The organism is Pantoea sp. X-Soil-TKNS-1207, assembly GCF_059730485.1.
This window is the reverse complement of sequence record NZ_AP035958.1, coordinates 3476758-3491580: the sequence shown is the minus strand read 5'-3', so window position 1 is coordinate 3491580 and position 14823 is coordinate 3476758. Positions and strand designations below refer to the sequence as shown.

Annotated in this window: 14 protein-coding genes; 12 read left to right on the top strand and 2 right to left on the bottom strand. The window is 58.1% G+C overall.

All coding sequences use genetic code 11. The features are described from left to right. Positions 1–42: 42 nt before the first annotated feature. From pepP to trhA, 8 genes are all read left to right on the top strand, one after another. The gene (gene pepP, locus AC6I8V_RS16260) at positions 43–1365 is read left to right on the top strand and encodes a Xaa-Pro aminopeptidase (RefSeq protein ID WP_497843261.1); all 1323 of its coding nucleotides are present in this window, start codon (positions 43–45) and stop codon (positions 1363–1365) included. After that, positions 1362–2540 carry a 2-octaprenyl-6-methoxyphenyl hydroxylase gene (gene ubiH, locus AC6I8V_RS16255; RefSeq protein ID WP_497843260.1) on the top strand — a complete coding sequence of 393 codons (1179 nt, stop codon included), beginning with the start codon at positions 1362–1364 and terminating at the stop codon, positions 2538–2540. The genes pepP and ubiH overlap by 4 nt, the downstream gene beginning before the upstream one ends. Positions 2541–2559: 19 nt before the next feature. Beyond that, entirely contained in the window at positions 2560–3762 is a 1203-nt protein-coding gene (gene ubiI, locus AC6I8V_RS16250; RefSeq protein WP_497843259.1) for an FAD-dependent 2-octaprenylphenol hydroxylase, read from the top strand. Positions 3763–4271: 509 nt separating this feature from the next. Next, positions 4272–5369: a glycine cleavage system aminomethyltransferase GcvT gene (gcvT, locus tag AC6I8V_RS16245; protein ID WP_497843258.1), complete on the top strand. Its 1098-nt coding sequence runs from the start codon at positions 4272–4274 to the stop codon at positions 5367–5369. Between the two features lie 21 nt (positions 5370–5390). After that, a complete protein-coding gene (gcvH, locus tag AC6I8V_RS16240; RefSeq protein WP_497843257.1) occupies positions 5391–5777 on the top strand; it encodes a glycine cleavage system protein GcvH in 387 nt (128 codons plus the stop codon). Positions 5778–5860: 83 nt separating this feature from the next. After that, entirely contained in the window at positions 5861–8734 is a 2874-nt protein-coding gene (gene gcvP, locus AC6I8V_RS16235) for an aminomethyl-transferring glycine dehydrogenase (RefSeq protein WP_497843256.1), read from the top strand. Between the two features lie 59 nt (positions 8735–8793). Next, the gene (locus AC6I8V_RS16230; protein WP_497843255.1) at positions 8794–9537 is read left to right on the top strand and encodes an SDR family oxidoreductase; all 744 of its coding nucleotides are present in this window, start codon (positions 8794–8796) and stop codon (positions 9535–9537) included. A gap of 454 nt (positions 9538–9991) precedes the next feature. Next, positions 9992–10645, top strand: coding sequence for a PAQR family membrane homeostasis protein TrhA (trhA, locus tag AC6I8V_RS16225; RefSeq protein ID WP_497843254.1), 654 nt, complete (start codon positions 9992–9994; stop codon positions 10643–10645). A 57-nt stretch (positions 10646–10702) separates the two neighbouring features. Here trhA and ygfZ read toward each other — a convergent pair whose 3' ends face one another. After that, on the bottom strand, positions 10703–11686 hold the full coding sequence (gene ygfZ, locus AC6I8V_RS16220) for a tRNA-modifying protein YgfZ (RefSeq protein ID WP_497843253.1): 984 nt from the start codon (positions 11684–11686) through the stop codon (positions 10703–10705). 227 nt (positions 11687–11913) lie between these two features. On the opposite strand from ygfZ, the gene sdhE reads away from it, so the two are divergent. Then, positions 11914–12180, top strand: a complete 267-nt coding sequence (gene sdhE / locus AC6I8V_RS16215; RefSeq protein WP_497843252.1) for an FAD assembly factor SdhE — start codon at positions 11914–11916, stop codon at positions 12178–12180. Further along, positions 12155–12562 (top strand): protein YgfX, encoded by a 408-nt coding sequence (locus AC6I8V_RS16210; protein ID WP_497843251.1) that lies wholly within the window; start codon positions 12155–12157, stop codon positions 12560–12562. Before sdhE ends, AC6I8V_RS16210 begins: the two co-directional genes overlap by 26 nt. Positions 12563–12570: 8 nt before the next feature. Here the strand turns inward: AC6I8V_RS16210 and fldB are convergent, their stop codons facing one another. Beyond that, entirely contained in the window at positions 12571–13089 is a 519-nt protein-coding gene (gene fldB, locus AC6I8V_RS16205; RefSeq protein ID WP_497843250.1) for a flavodoxin FldB, read from the bottom strand. A 102-nt stretch (positions 13090–13191) separates the two neighbouring features. Between fldB and xerD the strand changes: the two genes are divergently transcribed. Next, positions 13192–14085, top strand: coding sequence for a site-specific tyrosine recombinase XerD (gene xerD, locus AC6I8V_RS16200; protein WP_497843249.1), 894 nt, complete (start codon positions 13192–13194; stop codon positions 14083–14085). Between the two features lie 22 nt (positions 14086–14107). Continuing rightward, positions 14108–14821 (top strand): bifunctional protein-disulfide isomerase/oxidoreductase DsbC, encoded by a 714-nt coding sequence (gene dsbC, locus AC6I8V_RS16195; RefSeq protein WP_497843248.1) that lies wholly within the window; start codon positions 14108–14110, stop codon positions 14819–14821. The last annotated feature ends 2 nt before the right edge of the window (positions 14822–14823 follow it).

Below are 14823 nucleotides of genomic sequence, written 5' to 3'. Positions count from 1 at the left end.
TCCGGGTACTACCGTGCCCGCTTTTCAACAGGGAGTGCAAACATGATTACACTGGAAACCTTCCAGCAACGTCGTCAGGCGCTGATTGCCCGTATGGCGCCCGGTAGTGCCGCCTTGATCTTTGCCGCGCCGGAAGTGACGCGCAGCAACGACAGCGAATATCCCTTCCGCCAGAACAGCGACTTCTGGTATTTCACCGGTTTTAACGAGCCGCAGGCGCTGCTGGTGCTGATTAAAAGCGATGACAAGCACAACCACAGCGTGCTGTTCAACCGCGTGCGCGACCTCACCGCTGAAATCTGGTTTGGCCGTCGGCTCGGCCAGGATGCGGCACCGGCGAAGCTCGGCGTGGATCGCGCGTTGCCGTGGGATGACATCGGCGAGCAGCTGCATCAGTTGCTGAACGGGCTGGATGTGGTCTATCACGCCCAGGGCGAGTATGCCGAAGCCGATAAACTGGTGTTTGGCGCGCTGGATAAACTGCGTCGTGGCTTCCGCCAGAATCTGAGCGCGCCCGCAACCGTCACCGACTGGCGTCCGTGGGTGCATGACATGCGCCTGTTCAAAGGGCCGGAAGAGATCGCCATCCTGCGCCGTGCCGGTGAAATCAGCGCGCTGGCGCATACCCGCGCGATGCAGGCCTGCCGTCCGGGCATGTTTGAGTATCAGCTGGAAGGCGAAATCCACCACGAATTCAATCGCCACGGCGCGCGTTTCCCCTCCTACAACACCATCGTTGGCGCCGGCGAAAACGGCTGCATTCTGCATTACACCGAAAACGAGTGTGAAATGCGTGATGGCGATTTGGTGCTGATTGACGCAGGTTGTGAATTCCACGGCTATGCGGGTGACATCACCCGCACCTTCCCGGTGAATGGCAAATTCAGCGCCCCGCAACGCGCCATTTACGACATCGTGCTGGCGTCATTATACAAAGCGCTGTCGCTGTTCCGTCCCGGTATCAGCATCCATGACGTGAATGACGAAGTGGTGCGCATCATGGTAACGGGTCTGGTGGATCTGGGCGTGATGGAAGGGGAAGTGGATGCGTTGATTGCCGGGCAGGCGCACCGTCAGTTCTTTATGCACGGGCTGAGCCACTGGCTGGGTCTGGATGTGCACGACGTGGGCCACTACGGCACCCCAAGCCGCGACCGTATTCTGGAGCCGGGCATGGTGCTGACCATCGAACCCGGTCTGTATATCGCGCCGGATGCGAAGGTCCCGGCGCAATATCGCGGTATCGGCATTCGTATCGAAGATGACATCGTCATCACCGCTGACGGCAACGAGAATCTGACCGACAGCGTGGTGAAAGATGCTGACGCAATTGAAGCCTTAATGGCAGCGGCGCGGCAGGCATGAGCATTCTGATTGCAGGCGGCGGCATGACCGGCGCCACACTGGCGCTGGCCATCTCTCATCTGACGCAGGGTGCGCTGCCAGTAACCCTGATTGAACGCAGCGAACCGGCGAGCCGCGCCCATCCGGGTTATGATGGACGCGCCATCGCGCTGGCGGCGGGCACCTGCCAGCAGCTGGCGGAGATCGATCTGTGGCGTTCTTTGCAGGATTGCGCCACGCCGATTACCCATGTTCACGTCTCCGACCGCGGGCACACCGGGTTTGTTTCGATGCAGGCGGCGGATTATCAGTTACCGTCGCTGGGCCAGGTGGTTGAGCTGTTCGACGTGGGCAAGCGCCTGTTTCAGCGCCTGAAAAGCGCGCCGGGGGTACAATTGCGTTGCCCGGCGCATGTCACGGCGGTGTCACGCAGCATTGATAGCGTGCAGGTGACGCTGGACAGCGGCGAGCAGCTGGACGGCGCCTTGCTGGTGGCGGCAGACGGTTCCCGCTCTCCGCTGGCGGCCTCGTGCGGCATCAGCTGGCAGCGTGAGGATTATCAGCAGGTGGCGGTGATTGCCAACGTCACCACGCAGTTGCCGCATCAGGGCCGTGCGTTCGAACGTTTTACCGAGCACGGCCCGCTGGCGCTGCTGCCGATGTCGGAGAACCGCATGTCGCTGGTATGGTGCCATCCGCTGGCGGTGCAGGAGACCCTGAAGCAGTGGGATGACGCCACCTTCCTGCGCGAGCTGCAACAGGCATTTGGCTGGCGGCTGGGACGTTTTACCCATACCGGCCAGCGCGAAATTTACCCGCTGGCGTTGCAAACCGCCGAACGTCAGGTGTCGCATCGTCTGGCGCTGGTTGGCAACGCGGCGCAAACGCTGCATCCCATCGCCGGACAGGGTTTTAACCTTGGCCTGCGCGACGTGATGTCGCTGGCGGAAACGCTGGCCAGCGCATGGCGTCAGCAGCAGGACCCCGGCAGTTATGGGGTGCTTCAGCACTTTGCCGCACGACGTCAGCCGGATCGTGCCGCCACCATTGGCGTCACCGATGGGTTAGTGCGGATGTTCGCCAACCGTTATGCCCCGCTGGTGGCAGGACGAAATCTTGGGCTGGTGGCAATGGACCATCTGCCATGGCTGCGAAACCCCCTTGCCGCGCGTACGCTCGGCTGGGTGAAACGTTAAGCATAATTAAGGGGCAGCAATGCAAACTTTTGATGTGGCTATCGCTGGCGGTGGCATGGTCGGACTGGCCGTCGCCTGCGGACTGCAAGGCAGCGGATTACGCGTAGCAGTGCTGGAAAAGAGCGCAGAGCCACAGTTTGATCCGGCTGCCGCGCCATCGATCCGCGTGTCGGCCATCAATGCAGCCAGCGAACGTCTGCTGCAAAAGCTGGATGTCTGGTCAACGATTCTGGCTCTGCGTGCCAGTGCTTATCACGGCATGGAAGTGTGGGACCAGGATAGCTTTGGCAGCATCAGTTTTGATGATGAGCAGCAGGGCCTGGCGCACCTCGGTCATATCATTGAGAACCCGGTGATCCACAGCGCGCTGTGGCAACGCGCCAGCCAGTGCAGTGATATCACGCTGTTTGCCCCGGCGCAGTTGCAGCAGGTGGCGTTTGGCGATAACGAAGCCTTTATTACCTTGCAGGACGGCAGCATGATGAGCGCGCGGCTGCTGATCGCCGCTGACGGCGCCAACTCCTGGCTGCGTGACAAAGCCGATATCCCAATCACCTTTTGGGATTACGATCACCATGCGCTGGTGGCCAATATCCGCACCGATCTGCCGCACGATGCGGTGGCGCGCCAGGTGTTCCACGGCGATGGCATCCTGGCGTTTTTGCCGATGCAGGACCCGCATCTGAGTTCCATCGTCTGGTCGCTGTCGCCGCAGGAAGCCAGCCGTTTGCAGGCGATGCCGGAAGCGGTGTTCAATCAGCAGCTGTCGGTGGCTTTTGATATGCGTCTCGGCCTGTGCCATGCGGAGAGCGAACGCAAAACCTTCCCGCTGATGGCGCGCTATGCGCGTAACTTTGCCGCGCACCGGCTGGCGCTGGTCGGCGACGCCGCCCATACCATTCATCCACTGGCCGGGCAGGGCGTTAACCTTGGTTTTATGGATGCTGCCGAGTTGATCGGTGAAATCCGCCGCCTGCACGCCGAGGGTAAAGATATCGGCCAGCATCTCTATCTGCGTCGGTATGAGCGCAGCCGTAAGCACAGCGCCGCGCTGATGCTGGCGGGGATGCAGGGCTTCCGCGAACTTTTCTCCGGCAGCAATCCGGCGAAAAAGCTGCTGCGTGATGTCGGGCTGAAGCTGGCGGATACCTTACCCGGCGTCAAACCGATGATGCTGAAGCAGGCGATGGGGCTGAACGACATGCCCGTCTGGTTGCGCTAAGCCTCCCTTAATCAGTGGTGCGAATGAATTCGCACCCTCTATCCTCCCGTAGGGTCGGCATTGGTGCCGACCTGGCCTGAGTCAGTGACGAACGTCATATTTTCCTGCCAAATCGCGTCTTTTCTTTCTTTGCACCAACCTGATGCAGGCGCGCACCTTTTTTGCGCCTCGTTTGATTTATTCTAATTTTACGCCCGAATTCGCATTATATTTTCTCATGCCAAAGCGATTTTTATGCGGTGTCATTTACCCATTCATGGATGTGGAATCCATTATTTTGCTGTATCAAAGTCAGTCTATTGTATTTTGTGCGTATTTAATCACATAAATGCAGTGGATTATCCTGCATTCTGTGCGGCGCTTCGCTGAAGACGTCATGGATTTCGCCCTCGTTTTCCTTATGGTTAATTGCCACATTCGGTGGTAACGTCAGCGAAAAGAGAACGTTTGCGTCCGCCGCAACTGGCGACGCAGGCGCGTCACGCTCACTTGTTTTCTACAGGATGGTTATGACTCAGCAAACGCCTCTATTCGAACAGCATCAGGCCTGCGGCGCCCGCATGGTGGACTTTCACGGCTGGATGATGCCGCTGCATTACGGCTCGCAAATGGACGAGCATCACGCAGTGCGCAACGATGCCGGTATGTTTGATGTTTCCCACATGACCATTGTCGACCTGCGCGGCGCCCGCACCCGCGAATTCCTGCGCTATTTGCTGGCGAACGATGTCGCCAAACTCACCCAGCCGGGCAAAGCGCTCTACACCGGGATGTTGAATGCCTCCGGTGGCGTCATTGACGATTTGATTGTTTACTTTATGACCGAGGACTTTTTCCGTCTGGTGGTGAACTCCGCCACGCGCGAAAAAGACCTGGCGTGGATCGGCGAGCACGCCCAGGCCTATGGCGTGACGTTGACCGAGCGTGACGATCTGGCGCTGATTGCGGTGCAGGGTCCCAATGCCCAGCAAAAAGCGCAGTCATTGTTCAGCGCGGCACAACGTGACGCGGTGGCCGGCATGAAGCCGTTCTTCGGCGTGCAGGCGGATGACCTGTTTATCGCGACCACCGGGTATACCGGCGAAGCGGGTTACGAAATTGCCCTGCCGTCGGATGAGGCTGCTGATTTCTGGCAGCGTCTGCTGGCTGCGGGCGTCAAACCGGCGGGCCTTGGCGCGCGTGACACGCTGCGTCTGGAAGCGGGTATGAACCTCTACGGTCAGGAGATGGACGAAGGCGTTTCGCCGCTGGCGGCCAACATGGGCTGGACTATTGCCTGGGAGCCGGGCGACCGTGATTTTATGGGTCGTACCGTGCTGGAAGCCCAGCGTGCCGAAGGTACAGAAAAACTGGTTGGCCTGATCATGACCGAAAAAGGCGTGCTGCGTAACGGTTTGCCGGTACGTTTCACCGATGAACAGGGTCAGCCGCAGCAGGGTATTATTACCAGTGGTTCTTTCTCTCCGACGCTGGGTTACAGCATTGCGCTGGCGCGTGTGCCAGCGGGCATTGGCGAGCAGGCGATTGTGGAAATCCGCAACCGCGAAATGCCGGTGAAGGTCACCAAACCAATTTTTGTTCGCGCCGGTAAGCCGGTCGCTCAGTAACTTTTTTCAGGAGATTTGGCGATGAGCAATGTACCAAACGAATTGAAGTACAAAGAAAGCCATGAGTGGGTGCGTAAAGAAGCCGACGGCACCTACACCGTAGGGATTACCGAACACGCCCAGGAACTGTTGGGTGACATGGTGTTTGTTGACCTGCCAGACGTGGGCGCGACCTTTGCCGCCGGTGACGACTGCGCGGTGGCGGAATCGGTGAAAGCCGCGTCTGACATCTACGCACCAATCAGCGGTGAAATCGTGGCTGTGAACGAGGAACTGGGCGATGCACCGGAGCTGGTTAACAGCGATCCTTACAGCGACGGTTGGTTGTTCAAAATCAAAGCCAGCGATGAGTCAGAACTGGACTCGCTGCTGGATGCCGATGCGTACAAAGCCGCCATCGACGAATAAGCGCCAGTAACTGAAGGTGTCGCGGTGCGGCACCTTCTTTTTTGCCCGTATTAATGCCCAGCCCGATTCAGGATTTACTGCTAATGACTCAGACTCTCAGCCAGCTTGAACATACCGGTGCCTTCATTGAGCGCCATATCGGTCCTACGCCGGAGCAACAGGCCACCATGCTGGAAGCGATTGGTGCCAGCTCACTGGAATCGCTGATCGGTTCGATTGTGCCTGCCGACATCCAGCTGCCTGGCCCGCCCGCCGTCGGCGATGCCGCTACCGAGCAGCAGGCGCTGGCGGAGCTGAAAGCGATTGCCAGTCAGAACCAGCGTTACAAATCCTGGATTGGTATGGGTTACACCGCGGTGATTACGCCGCCGGTGATCCTGCGTAACATGCTGGAAAACCCAGGCTGGTACACCGCTTATACGCCGTATCAGCCGGAAGTGTCGCAGGGCCGTCTGGAAGCGCTGCTCAACTTCCAGACCCTGACGCTGGATCTTACCGGCCTCGATATCGCCTCGGCCTCCCTGCTGGATGAAGCCACCGCCGCCGCCGAAGCGATGGCGATGGCTAAGCGCGTCAGCAAGCTAAAAAATGCCAGCAAATTCTTTATCGCCGACGACATCCACCCGCAGACGCTGGATGTGGTGCGTACCCGTGCGGAAACCTTTGGTTTTGAACTGATTATCGACTGCGCAGAAAAAGCGCTCGACCATGACGACCTGTTTGGTGTGCTGCTGCAACAGGCGGGCACCACCGGTGAGGTGCATGATTATCGCTCCCTGATTGCCGAGCTGAAAAGCCGCAAAGTGGTGGTCAGCGTGGCTGCCGACTTTATGGCGCTGGTGCAGCTGGAAGCGCCGGGTAAGCAGGGTGCCGACATCGTGTTTGGCTCCGCGCAACGCTTCGGCGTACCGATGGGCTACGGCGGTCCACACGCGGCATTCTTCGCCAGCCGCGACGAACACAAGCGTTCGATGCCGGGCCGTATTATCGGCGTCTCGCGCGATGCCGCAGGCAACACCGCGCTGCGCATGGCGATGCAGACCCGCGAGCAGCATATCCGTCGTGAGAAAGCCAACTCCAACATCTGTACTTCACAGGTGCTGCTGGCGAATATCGCCGGTTTTTACGCCGTCTATCACGGACCGGTCGGCCTGAAGCGCATTGCCTCCCGTATTCACCGTCTGACCAGCATTCTGGCGGCCGGTCTGAAAAATGGCGGTGTGAAACTGCGTCACAACAGCTGGTTCGATACCCTGTGCGTAGAAGTGGCGGATAAAGCGGCGGTCCTCAATCGTGCGCTGAGTTTTGGCGTCAACCTGCGTAGCGATATTCATAACGCCGTGGGTATCACCCTTGATGAAACCACCCGTCGTGAAGATGTGCAGGCGCTGCTCGCGATCCTGCTGGGCGACGCGCATGGCCAGGATATTGAGGTGCTGGATGCTGCGGTTGCGGCGGAAAACAGCGCCATCCCGGCGGGCCAGCTGCGTCAGGACGCGATTCTGCAACATCCGGTGTTCAACCGTCATCACAGCGAAACTGAGATGATGCGTTATATGCACAGTCTGGAGAAAAAGGATCTGGCGCTGAATCAGGCGATGATCCCGCTGGGTTCCTGCACCATGAAACTGAACGCCGCCGCAGAAATGATCCCGATTACCTGGCCGGAATTTGCCGAGATGCATCCGTTCTGCCCGGCAGAGCAGGCTTCCGGTTATCTGCAAATGATTGGCCAGCTGTCGCAGTGGCTGGTGCAGCTCACCGGTTATGACGCGTTGTGTATGCAGCCGAACTCCGGCGCGCAGGGCGAGTACGCGGGTCTGCTGGCGATCCGTCGCTACCACGAAAGCCGTAACGAAGGCGATCGTCATATCTGTCTGATCCCCAGCTCTGCCCACGGCACCAACCCGGCATCGGCGCAGATGGCCGGGATGTCAGTGGTGGTGGTGGCCTGTGATAAACAGGGCAACATCGATCTCGGCGATCTGCGTGAGAAAGCCGCGCAGTCGGGCGATAAACTCTCCTGCATCATGGTGACCTATCCGTCCACCCACGGCGTGTACGAAGAAACCATCCGTGAAGTGTGTCAGATCGTGCATCAGTACGGCGGCCAGGTGTATCTGGACGGCGCCAACATGAACGCCCAGGTCGGGATCACCACGCCAGGCTACATCGGCGCGGACGTATCGCACCTTAACCTGCATAAAACCTTCTGCATTCCACACGGCGGTGGCGGTCCGGGTATGGGGCCGATCGGCGTGAAAGCGCATCTGGCGCCGTTTGTGCCGGGTCACAGCGTGGTGCAGATTGATGGCGTGCTGACCCAGCAGGGCGCGGTTTCGGCTGCGCCTTTCGGTAGCGCCTCAATCCTGCCGATCAGCTGGATGTACATCCGTATGATGGGGGCTGAAGGTCTGAAACAGGCCAGCTCGGTGGCGATTCTTAATGCGAACTACATCGCCAGCCGTTTGCAGTCGGCCTACCCGATTCTGTATGCCGGCCGCGATGGTCGTGTGGCGCACGAATGTATTCTGGATATTCGTCCGTTGAAAGAGCAAACCGGTATCAGCGAGCTGGATATCGCTAAGCGTCTGATTGACTACGGTTTCCACGCGCCAACCATGTCGTTCCCGGTAGCCGGTACGCTGATGGTGGAGCCGACAGAGTCCGAGAGCAAAATTGAGCTGGATCGCTTTATCGATGCCATGCTGGCAATCCGCATGGAGATCGATCGCGTTGCTGATGGCGAATGGTCAGTCGAAGACAACCCGCTGGTGAATTCTCCGCATACCCAGATGGAAATTGTTGGCGAGTGGACGCATCCGTACAGCCGCGAGCTGGCGGTGTTCCCGGCCGGCAGCGCCAACAAATACTGGCCGACGGTAAAACGTCTGGATGATGTATTTGGCGATCGTAATCTTTTCTGTAGCTGCGTTCCCATGAGTGAGTATGCGTAATCTACACTGATGACCATCTAAGCAAAGGCCGGGAAACCGGCCTTTTTTATGGAGGTAATATGGAACTGGCTTTAGTGACGGGCGGCAGCCGGGGGATTGGCCGCGCCACTGCATTGTTACTGGCAAAAGCGGGCTACTCCGTGGCGGTGAATTACCGTCAGCGTGCCGATGAAGCGCTTCAGGTTGTGGCCGAGATTGAAGCGCAGGGCGGCAGCGCGCTGGCAGTGCAGGCCGATATTGGTGATGAAGCGCAGGTGCTGGAGATGTTTCAGCAGCTGGATAGGCTGGAGGGGCGGCTTAAGGTGCTGGTGAACAATGCGGGCATTCTGTTTCAGCAGTGTCGGGTCGAAGACCTGGATGCCGAACGAATTCAACGCGTGTTCGCAACCAATGTCACCGGCACCTTTCTGTGCTGCCGCGAAGCGATAAAACGCATGGGTACCCATCATGGCGGCCAGGGTGGCTCCATTATCAATGTATCGTCCGCAGCCGCCCGTCTCGGGGCGCCCGGCGAGTATGTTGATTACGCTGCGTCAAAAGGTGCGATGGATACGCTGACCAAAGGGCTGTCGCTGGAGGTTGCCGCGCAGGGGATTCGTGTAAATGGCGTCCGTCCGGGATTTATCTACACGGAGATGCACGCCGACGGCGGTGAGCCGGGCAGAGTGGATCGGGTGGCGAGCGCCATCCCGATGGGCCGCGGCGGCCAGCCGCAGGAAATTGCTGAGGCCATCGTCTGGCTGGCAAGCGATGCCGCTTCCTACATCACCGGCACTTTTATTGATGCGGCGGGTGGGCGCTAGCGCCGTCGGGCCTGTGCGGTTTTGGCATGGTCGCCATAAATGGCGCCCCTACAGCGCCGATCCCTGTAGGGGCGTCATTTATGACGACCATGCAACGCCGCTCCCTGTAGGGTCGTCATTTATGACGACCTTGCACCGCCGAACCCTGTAGGGTCGTCATTTATGACGACCATGCAACGCCGCTCCCTGTAGGGTCGTCATTTATGACGACCTTGCACCGCTGAACCATGCAGGATCGTCATTTATCACGACCTGGCCGTCATCTTCCTGACACTTTCCCGCGCTTTGATAATCAGCAGGCTGGCATCAGCCATCGGCAGTTTGCCCTAAGTCAGGTTGTAACACCGATTCACAGTTTAATTTAAGCGTACATGTGTACACTGAAATTAATCTTCGTTACTCTGGTGCACAGAAAAAGTACAGCCAGTTTCTTTGTTTTTCAGGATGCACTCCTATGGTACAGAACCGTCTTATCGCCCAGGGCTATTCACTGGCAGAGGAGATCGCTAACAGCATCAGCCACGGATTGGGCTGCCTGTTTGGCATCGTTGGTTTGGTATTGTTGCTGACGCAAGCCGTTGAAATGCGAGCGGATGTCACCGCAATCACCAGTTACAGCCTGTATGGCGGCAGCATGATCCTGCTGTTTCTTGCCTCCACCCTTTATCACGCGATTCCTCACCAGAAAGCCAAATACTGGCTGAAGAAATTTGACCACTGCGCCATCTATCTTTTGATTGCCGGGACTTATACGCCTTTCCTGCTGGTGGGGCTGAAATCGTCGCTGGCGCATGGCCTGATGGTGGTGATCTGGAGCCTGGCACTCGCCGGTATCATCTTTAAACTCACCATCGCGCATCGCTTCAAAGTGTTGTCGCTGGTGACTTACCTCAGCATGGGCTGGTTATCACTGGTGGTGATTTATCAGCTGGCGACGAAACTATCGGCGGGCGGCGTCTGGCTGCTGGCAGCCGGTGGGGTGGTCTACTCGCTGGGGGTCATTTTCTATGTGGCGCGCCGTATCCCGTATAACCACGCAATCTGGCATGCCTTTGTGCTGGGTGGCAGCGTTTGCCACTTCTGCGCCATTTACTTCTACGTGATGTAAAAACTGCGGGAACTCGTAGCGGCGCGCTAAACCGCGCCGCTACGGAATAGATGAATATTAATCTTCCAGTGAGTACGGCAGCGGCTGAATGCTCAGCTTACCGCCTTCATCGCCTTCCACCCGCAGCACGCTGTCCGGTTCCAGATCGTTATTCATCACCACCTGTACCCATACCGCACCGTCATCCAGCTGCACCGCGCTTAATACCGTGCCGGTACGTCGCCATTTGTCGCCTATTTGCAACTCCACCGAACCAGCCGTCTGCGGCAGATGGCTGGCATTGCCCGCCAGCCAGTAGAGTGCGCGTTTGTTGGCCCCGCGGAATTTGGCGCGTGCGACCATCTCCTGGCCGGTATAGCAGCCCTTTTTGAAACTGATGGCGTCCAGCGCCTGAAGGTTAGTGGCCTGCGGCAGCAGCTGCGCGCTGGTGGCACTGTCGATCACCGGAATCCCGGCTTCGATATCCAGCGCCAGCCATTGGGTGCTGTCATTGAATTGCGCTTCGCCGGTGAGCTTCTCTTTCAGCGTTTCTGCCTGCGCCAGCGTGGTGACCAGCAGGAAACGTTCTGCCGGTTGGGCAAACCACAGCAGGGTGCTGCCATCATGCTGCACCACTGGCGTCTCCGCATCCGGCAGGGTCGGGAACTGGCTTGCGAGGGCGGTACGCGCCTGGAAACCCGCCACGCCCAGCAGCACCGCATCATCATCGGCTGCGATGGTCACTTTGGCGAACACCGCATATTTCTTCAGCTCAGTCAGCTGGGTGTCTCGCAAATTGCGACGCACCAGATAGGCATAACCTTCGCCGCGATGGAACAGGCGCAGGTTACTCCACATTTTTCCTTTGGCGTCGCAGTGCGCCGCCGGGCGATGCTGGTTTGCTTCAAGCGCGGCGACATCCAGCGTCAGCTGGCCTTGCAGATACGAGGTGCTGTCTTTGCCCTGCACCGCAACCAGCGCCCACTCGTCGAGTGACATCAGGGTTAAAGGCAGGCGTGACGCCGCAGTGGGCTGACGTGGTGGAAGGGTAAAAATGGGCATGGGTTTATCCTGATTTATGGTTTCATCCGAAGACACTGTTTCCAATGTTAAAAGAGCAGTGCGGCTTTGCAACCTGTTTACCGAATCGGGCGCACAAATCGCGTGATAACCCTGCATTGTGTGAAAGGGTTTTGCGCGATGATGCTCAGCAATCTAAGCGGTGCCTGCAGCGACAAAAAAAAGCAGGTACACTGAGCGCCTCTGTTTGCAGCCATGGAAAAAGACACATGGATATTCATGACAAATCCCGCGTCCACTGGGCTTGCCGTCGTGGCATGCTGGAACTGGACATCGCTATCATGCCGTTCTTCAAATATGAGTATGATTCGCTGACCGATGCCGACAAGCAGGTGTTTATCGCGCTGCTGAAAAGCGACGACCCTGATTTGTTCAACTGGATGATGAATCATGGCGAACCGGCCAATCCCGAGTTCAAACGCATGGTCAGACTGATCCAGCAGCGCAACCGTGAACGCGGTCCGGTGGCAATGTAATCTGCGCCCGTCGCGCAGCGCCCATATGTTGCAGGCGCTGATGCTGATGTTGTGCTGCGTGCTGCTGCTGGGCCTCGGCTGGCCAGAAGGCTGGGGATGGGGCAAAGTTCCGCTGTTATTCCTGCTGCTGGTGGAAGGCTGGCGCAACCAGCGGCAGCTGCATCAGCGCAACGGACTGCTGGCGCTGGATCAACAGGGTAACTGGCGACTGGATAACGCTTGCTGGCGCAATGCGCGCGCACCAGGCTGGTTGCCGATTGGTGTGCTGCTGGACCTGCGCAATGAGCAGGGCGTGCGCAGGCGGCTGTGGTTGATGCATGACAATATGCCGCCCGGTGCATGGCGCGCGCTGCGCGCCTGCTGCTTCTCGCGTGATGGCTAAACGCGGCTTCAAAGCAGGGCAGCGGTCTCCGTCAGGATCTGTTCGCACCACTGTTCGACACGCTCATCACTCAGCTCGAACTGGTTCACGTCGTCAAGCGCCAGGCCGACAAACTGGCTGCCGTCGGCGGTGAGCGGTTTCGGGCTGGTAAACTCGTAGCCTTCCAGCGGCCAGTAGCCGACGAACTGCACGCCCATCGGTTGCAGCAGTTCATGCAGCATACCCAGCGCATCGAGGAACCATTCGCCGTAGCCAATCATGTCGCCCATGCCGTACAGCGCCACGATTTTTCCGCGCAGGTTGAGCGTCGGGATTTGCGGCCAAATCGCTTCCCAGTCTTCCTGTAACTCGCCAAAATCCCAGGTGGGAATGCCGAGGATCAGCAAATCGTACTGCTCCATCAGCGACGGATCGTCATCTTTCACGTTGTGCAGGGTGACTAATTCTTCACCAATAAAATCGCGAATTTTCTCCGCGGTCATTTCGGTGTAACAAGTACTTGAACCGTAAAACAGGCCGATATTCATGCAATTAATGCTCTGACTGAAACTGACTCTGGCGCAATTGTACCAGAAGCAGGCGCTTTTCAGGCATAATGAGCACGATTTCTCACGAGCTGGAGGGAGAGAGTGGAAGACAGCGATCTGATCGAACAGTTTCTGGATACGCTCTGGATTGAGCGTAACCTGGCGCAAAATACCCTCGCGTCTTATCGGCAGGATCTGCAAACCCTTACCGGCTGGCTGCACCACCATCAGCGCACCTTGCTGACGCTGGAAGCCCTCGATTTGCAGCAGTTTCTGGCAGAGCGCGTTGAGGGCGGCTATAAAGCCACCAGTTCTGCGCGTACCCTGAGTGCCATGCGCCGGTTGTTTCAATATCTGTATCGCGAAAAACTGCGCAGCGACGATCCCAGCGCACTGCTTTCCGCCCCGAAATTGCCGCAGCGTCTGCCGAAAGACCTCAGCGAAAGCCAGGTGGAACGCCTGTTGCAGGCCCCGTCCATTGAAATTCCGCTTGAGCTGCGCGACAAAGCGATGCTCGAGCTGCTCTACGCCACGGGTCTGCGCGTATCGGAACTGGTTGGCCTCACCCTGAGCGACGTCAGCCTGCGTCAGGGTGTGGTGCGGGTGATCGGAAAAGGTAACAAAGAACGCCTTGTGCCTTTAGGTGAAGAAGCGATTTACTGGCTTGAACAGTATATGGAGCATGGTCGTCCGTGGCTGCTTAACGGGCAAACGCTGGATGTGATGTTCCCCAGCAACCGTGCGCAGCAGATGACGCGCCAGACGTTCTGGCATCGCATCAAGCATTACGCCATCCTGGCCGGTATCGATAGCGAAAAATTGTCGCCCCATGTGTTGCGCCATGCATTTGCGACACATCTATTGAACCATGGTGCCGATTTGCGCGTCGTACAGATGTTGCTGGGTCACAGCGACCTCTCCACCACCCAGATTTACACGCACGTCGCCACCGAGCGACTGCGACAGTTACATCAACAGCATCATCCGCGTGCCTGACGCGCGGCAACAAGGATTTGAGATGAAAAAACAGTTAACGATGCTGGCTCTGCTGGTCAGCACTTTTTCCGGGCTGGTTCATGCCGATGACAGCGCCATCCAGCAAGCGCTGAAAAAACTCGGTCTCCAGCAGACGGAAATCCAGCCATCACCGTTGCCGGGAATTAAAACCGTGCTGACCGAAAGTGGCGTGCTCTACGTCACCGAAGATGGCAAGCATATGATTCAGGGGCCGTTGTACGATGTCAGCGGCGCGCAACCGGTCAACGTCACCAACCAGCTGCTGGAGAAAAAAGTCGCCGCGCTGGAACCGCAGATGATTGTGTACAAAGCGCCGAAGGAGCAGCACGTCATCACGGTGTTCACCGATATCACCTGTGGTTACTGCCGCAAACTGCATGAGCAGATGGCTGACTACAACGCGCTGGGCATCACCGTTCGTTATCTGGCGTTCCCGCGTGAAGGTCTGCACGGTCAGGTGGAAAAAGCGATGAAGGCCATCTGGTGCAGCGCCGATCGCAACAAAGCCTTTGATGAAGCGATGAAAGGCAACGCGCCGCAGATGGATGCGCCGGCCACCTGCAAAATCGATCTCGACCAGCATTACAAACTCGGCATCCTGTTTGGTATTCAGGGCACGCCAGCCATCCTTACCGACAGCGGCATGATGATCCCTGGCTATCAGGGACCGCAGGAGCTGAAGCAGGTGCTCGACGGCCAGAAAAGTGGCGGTTAATC

What these genes read in the sequence shown, in the direction of transcription:
- gcvP (WP_497843256.1), top strand. Translation starts at nt 5,861, where the DNA reads ATGACTCAGACTCTCAGCCAGCTTGAACATACCGGTGCCTTCATTGAG.
- gcvH (WP_497843257.1), top strand. Translation starts at nt 5,391, where the DNA reads ATGAGCAATGTACCAAACGAATTGAAGTACAAAGAAAGCCATGAGTGG.
- gcvT (WP_497843258.1), top strand. Translation starts at nt 4,272, where the DNA reads ATGACTCAGCAAACGCCTCTATTCGAACAGCATCAGGCCTGCGGCGCC.
- ygfZ (WP_497843253.1), bottom strand. Translation starts at nt 11,686, where the DNA reads ATGCCCATTTTTACCCTTCCACCACGTCAGCCCACTGCGGCGTCACGC.
- ubiI (WP_497843259.1), top strand. Translation starts at nt 2,560, where the DNA reads ATGCAAACTTTTGATGTGGCTATCGCTGGCGGTGGCATGGTCGGACTG.
- AC6I8V_RS16230 (WP_497843255.1), top strand. Translation starts at nt 8,794, where the DNA reads ATGGAACTGGCTTTAGTGACGGGCGGCAGCCGGGGGATTGGCCGCGCC.
- sdhE (WP_497843252.1), top strand. Translation starts at nt 11,914, where the DNA reads ATGGATATTCATGACAAATCCCGCGTCCACTGGGCTTGCCGTCGTGGC.
- trhA (WP_497843254.1), top strand. Translation starts at nt 9,992, where the DNA reads ATGGTACAGAACCGTCTTATCGCCCAGGGCTATTCACTGGCAGAGGAG.
- ubiH (WP_497843260.1), top strand. Translation starts at nt 1,362, where the DNA reads ATGAGCATTCTGATTGCAGGCGGCGGCATGACCGGCGCCACACTGGCG.
- pepP (WP_497843261.1), top strand. Translation starts at nt 43, where the DNA reads ATGATTACACTGGAAACCTTCCAGCAACGTCGTCAGGCGCTGATTGCC.
- dsbC (WP_497843248.1), top strand. Translation starts at nt 14,108, where the DNA reads ATGAAAAAACAGTTAACGATGCTGGCTCTGCTGGTCAGCACTTTTTCC.
- fldB (WP_497843250.1), bottom strand. Translation starts at nt 13,089, where the DNA reads ATGAATATCGGCCTGTTTTACGGTTCAAGTACTTGTTACACCGAAATG.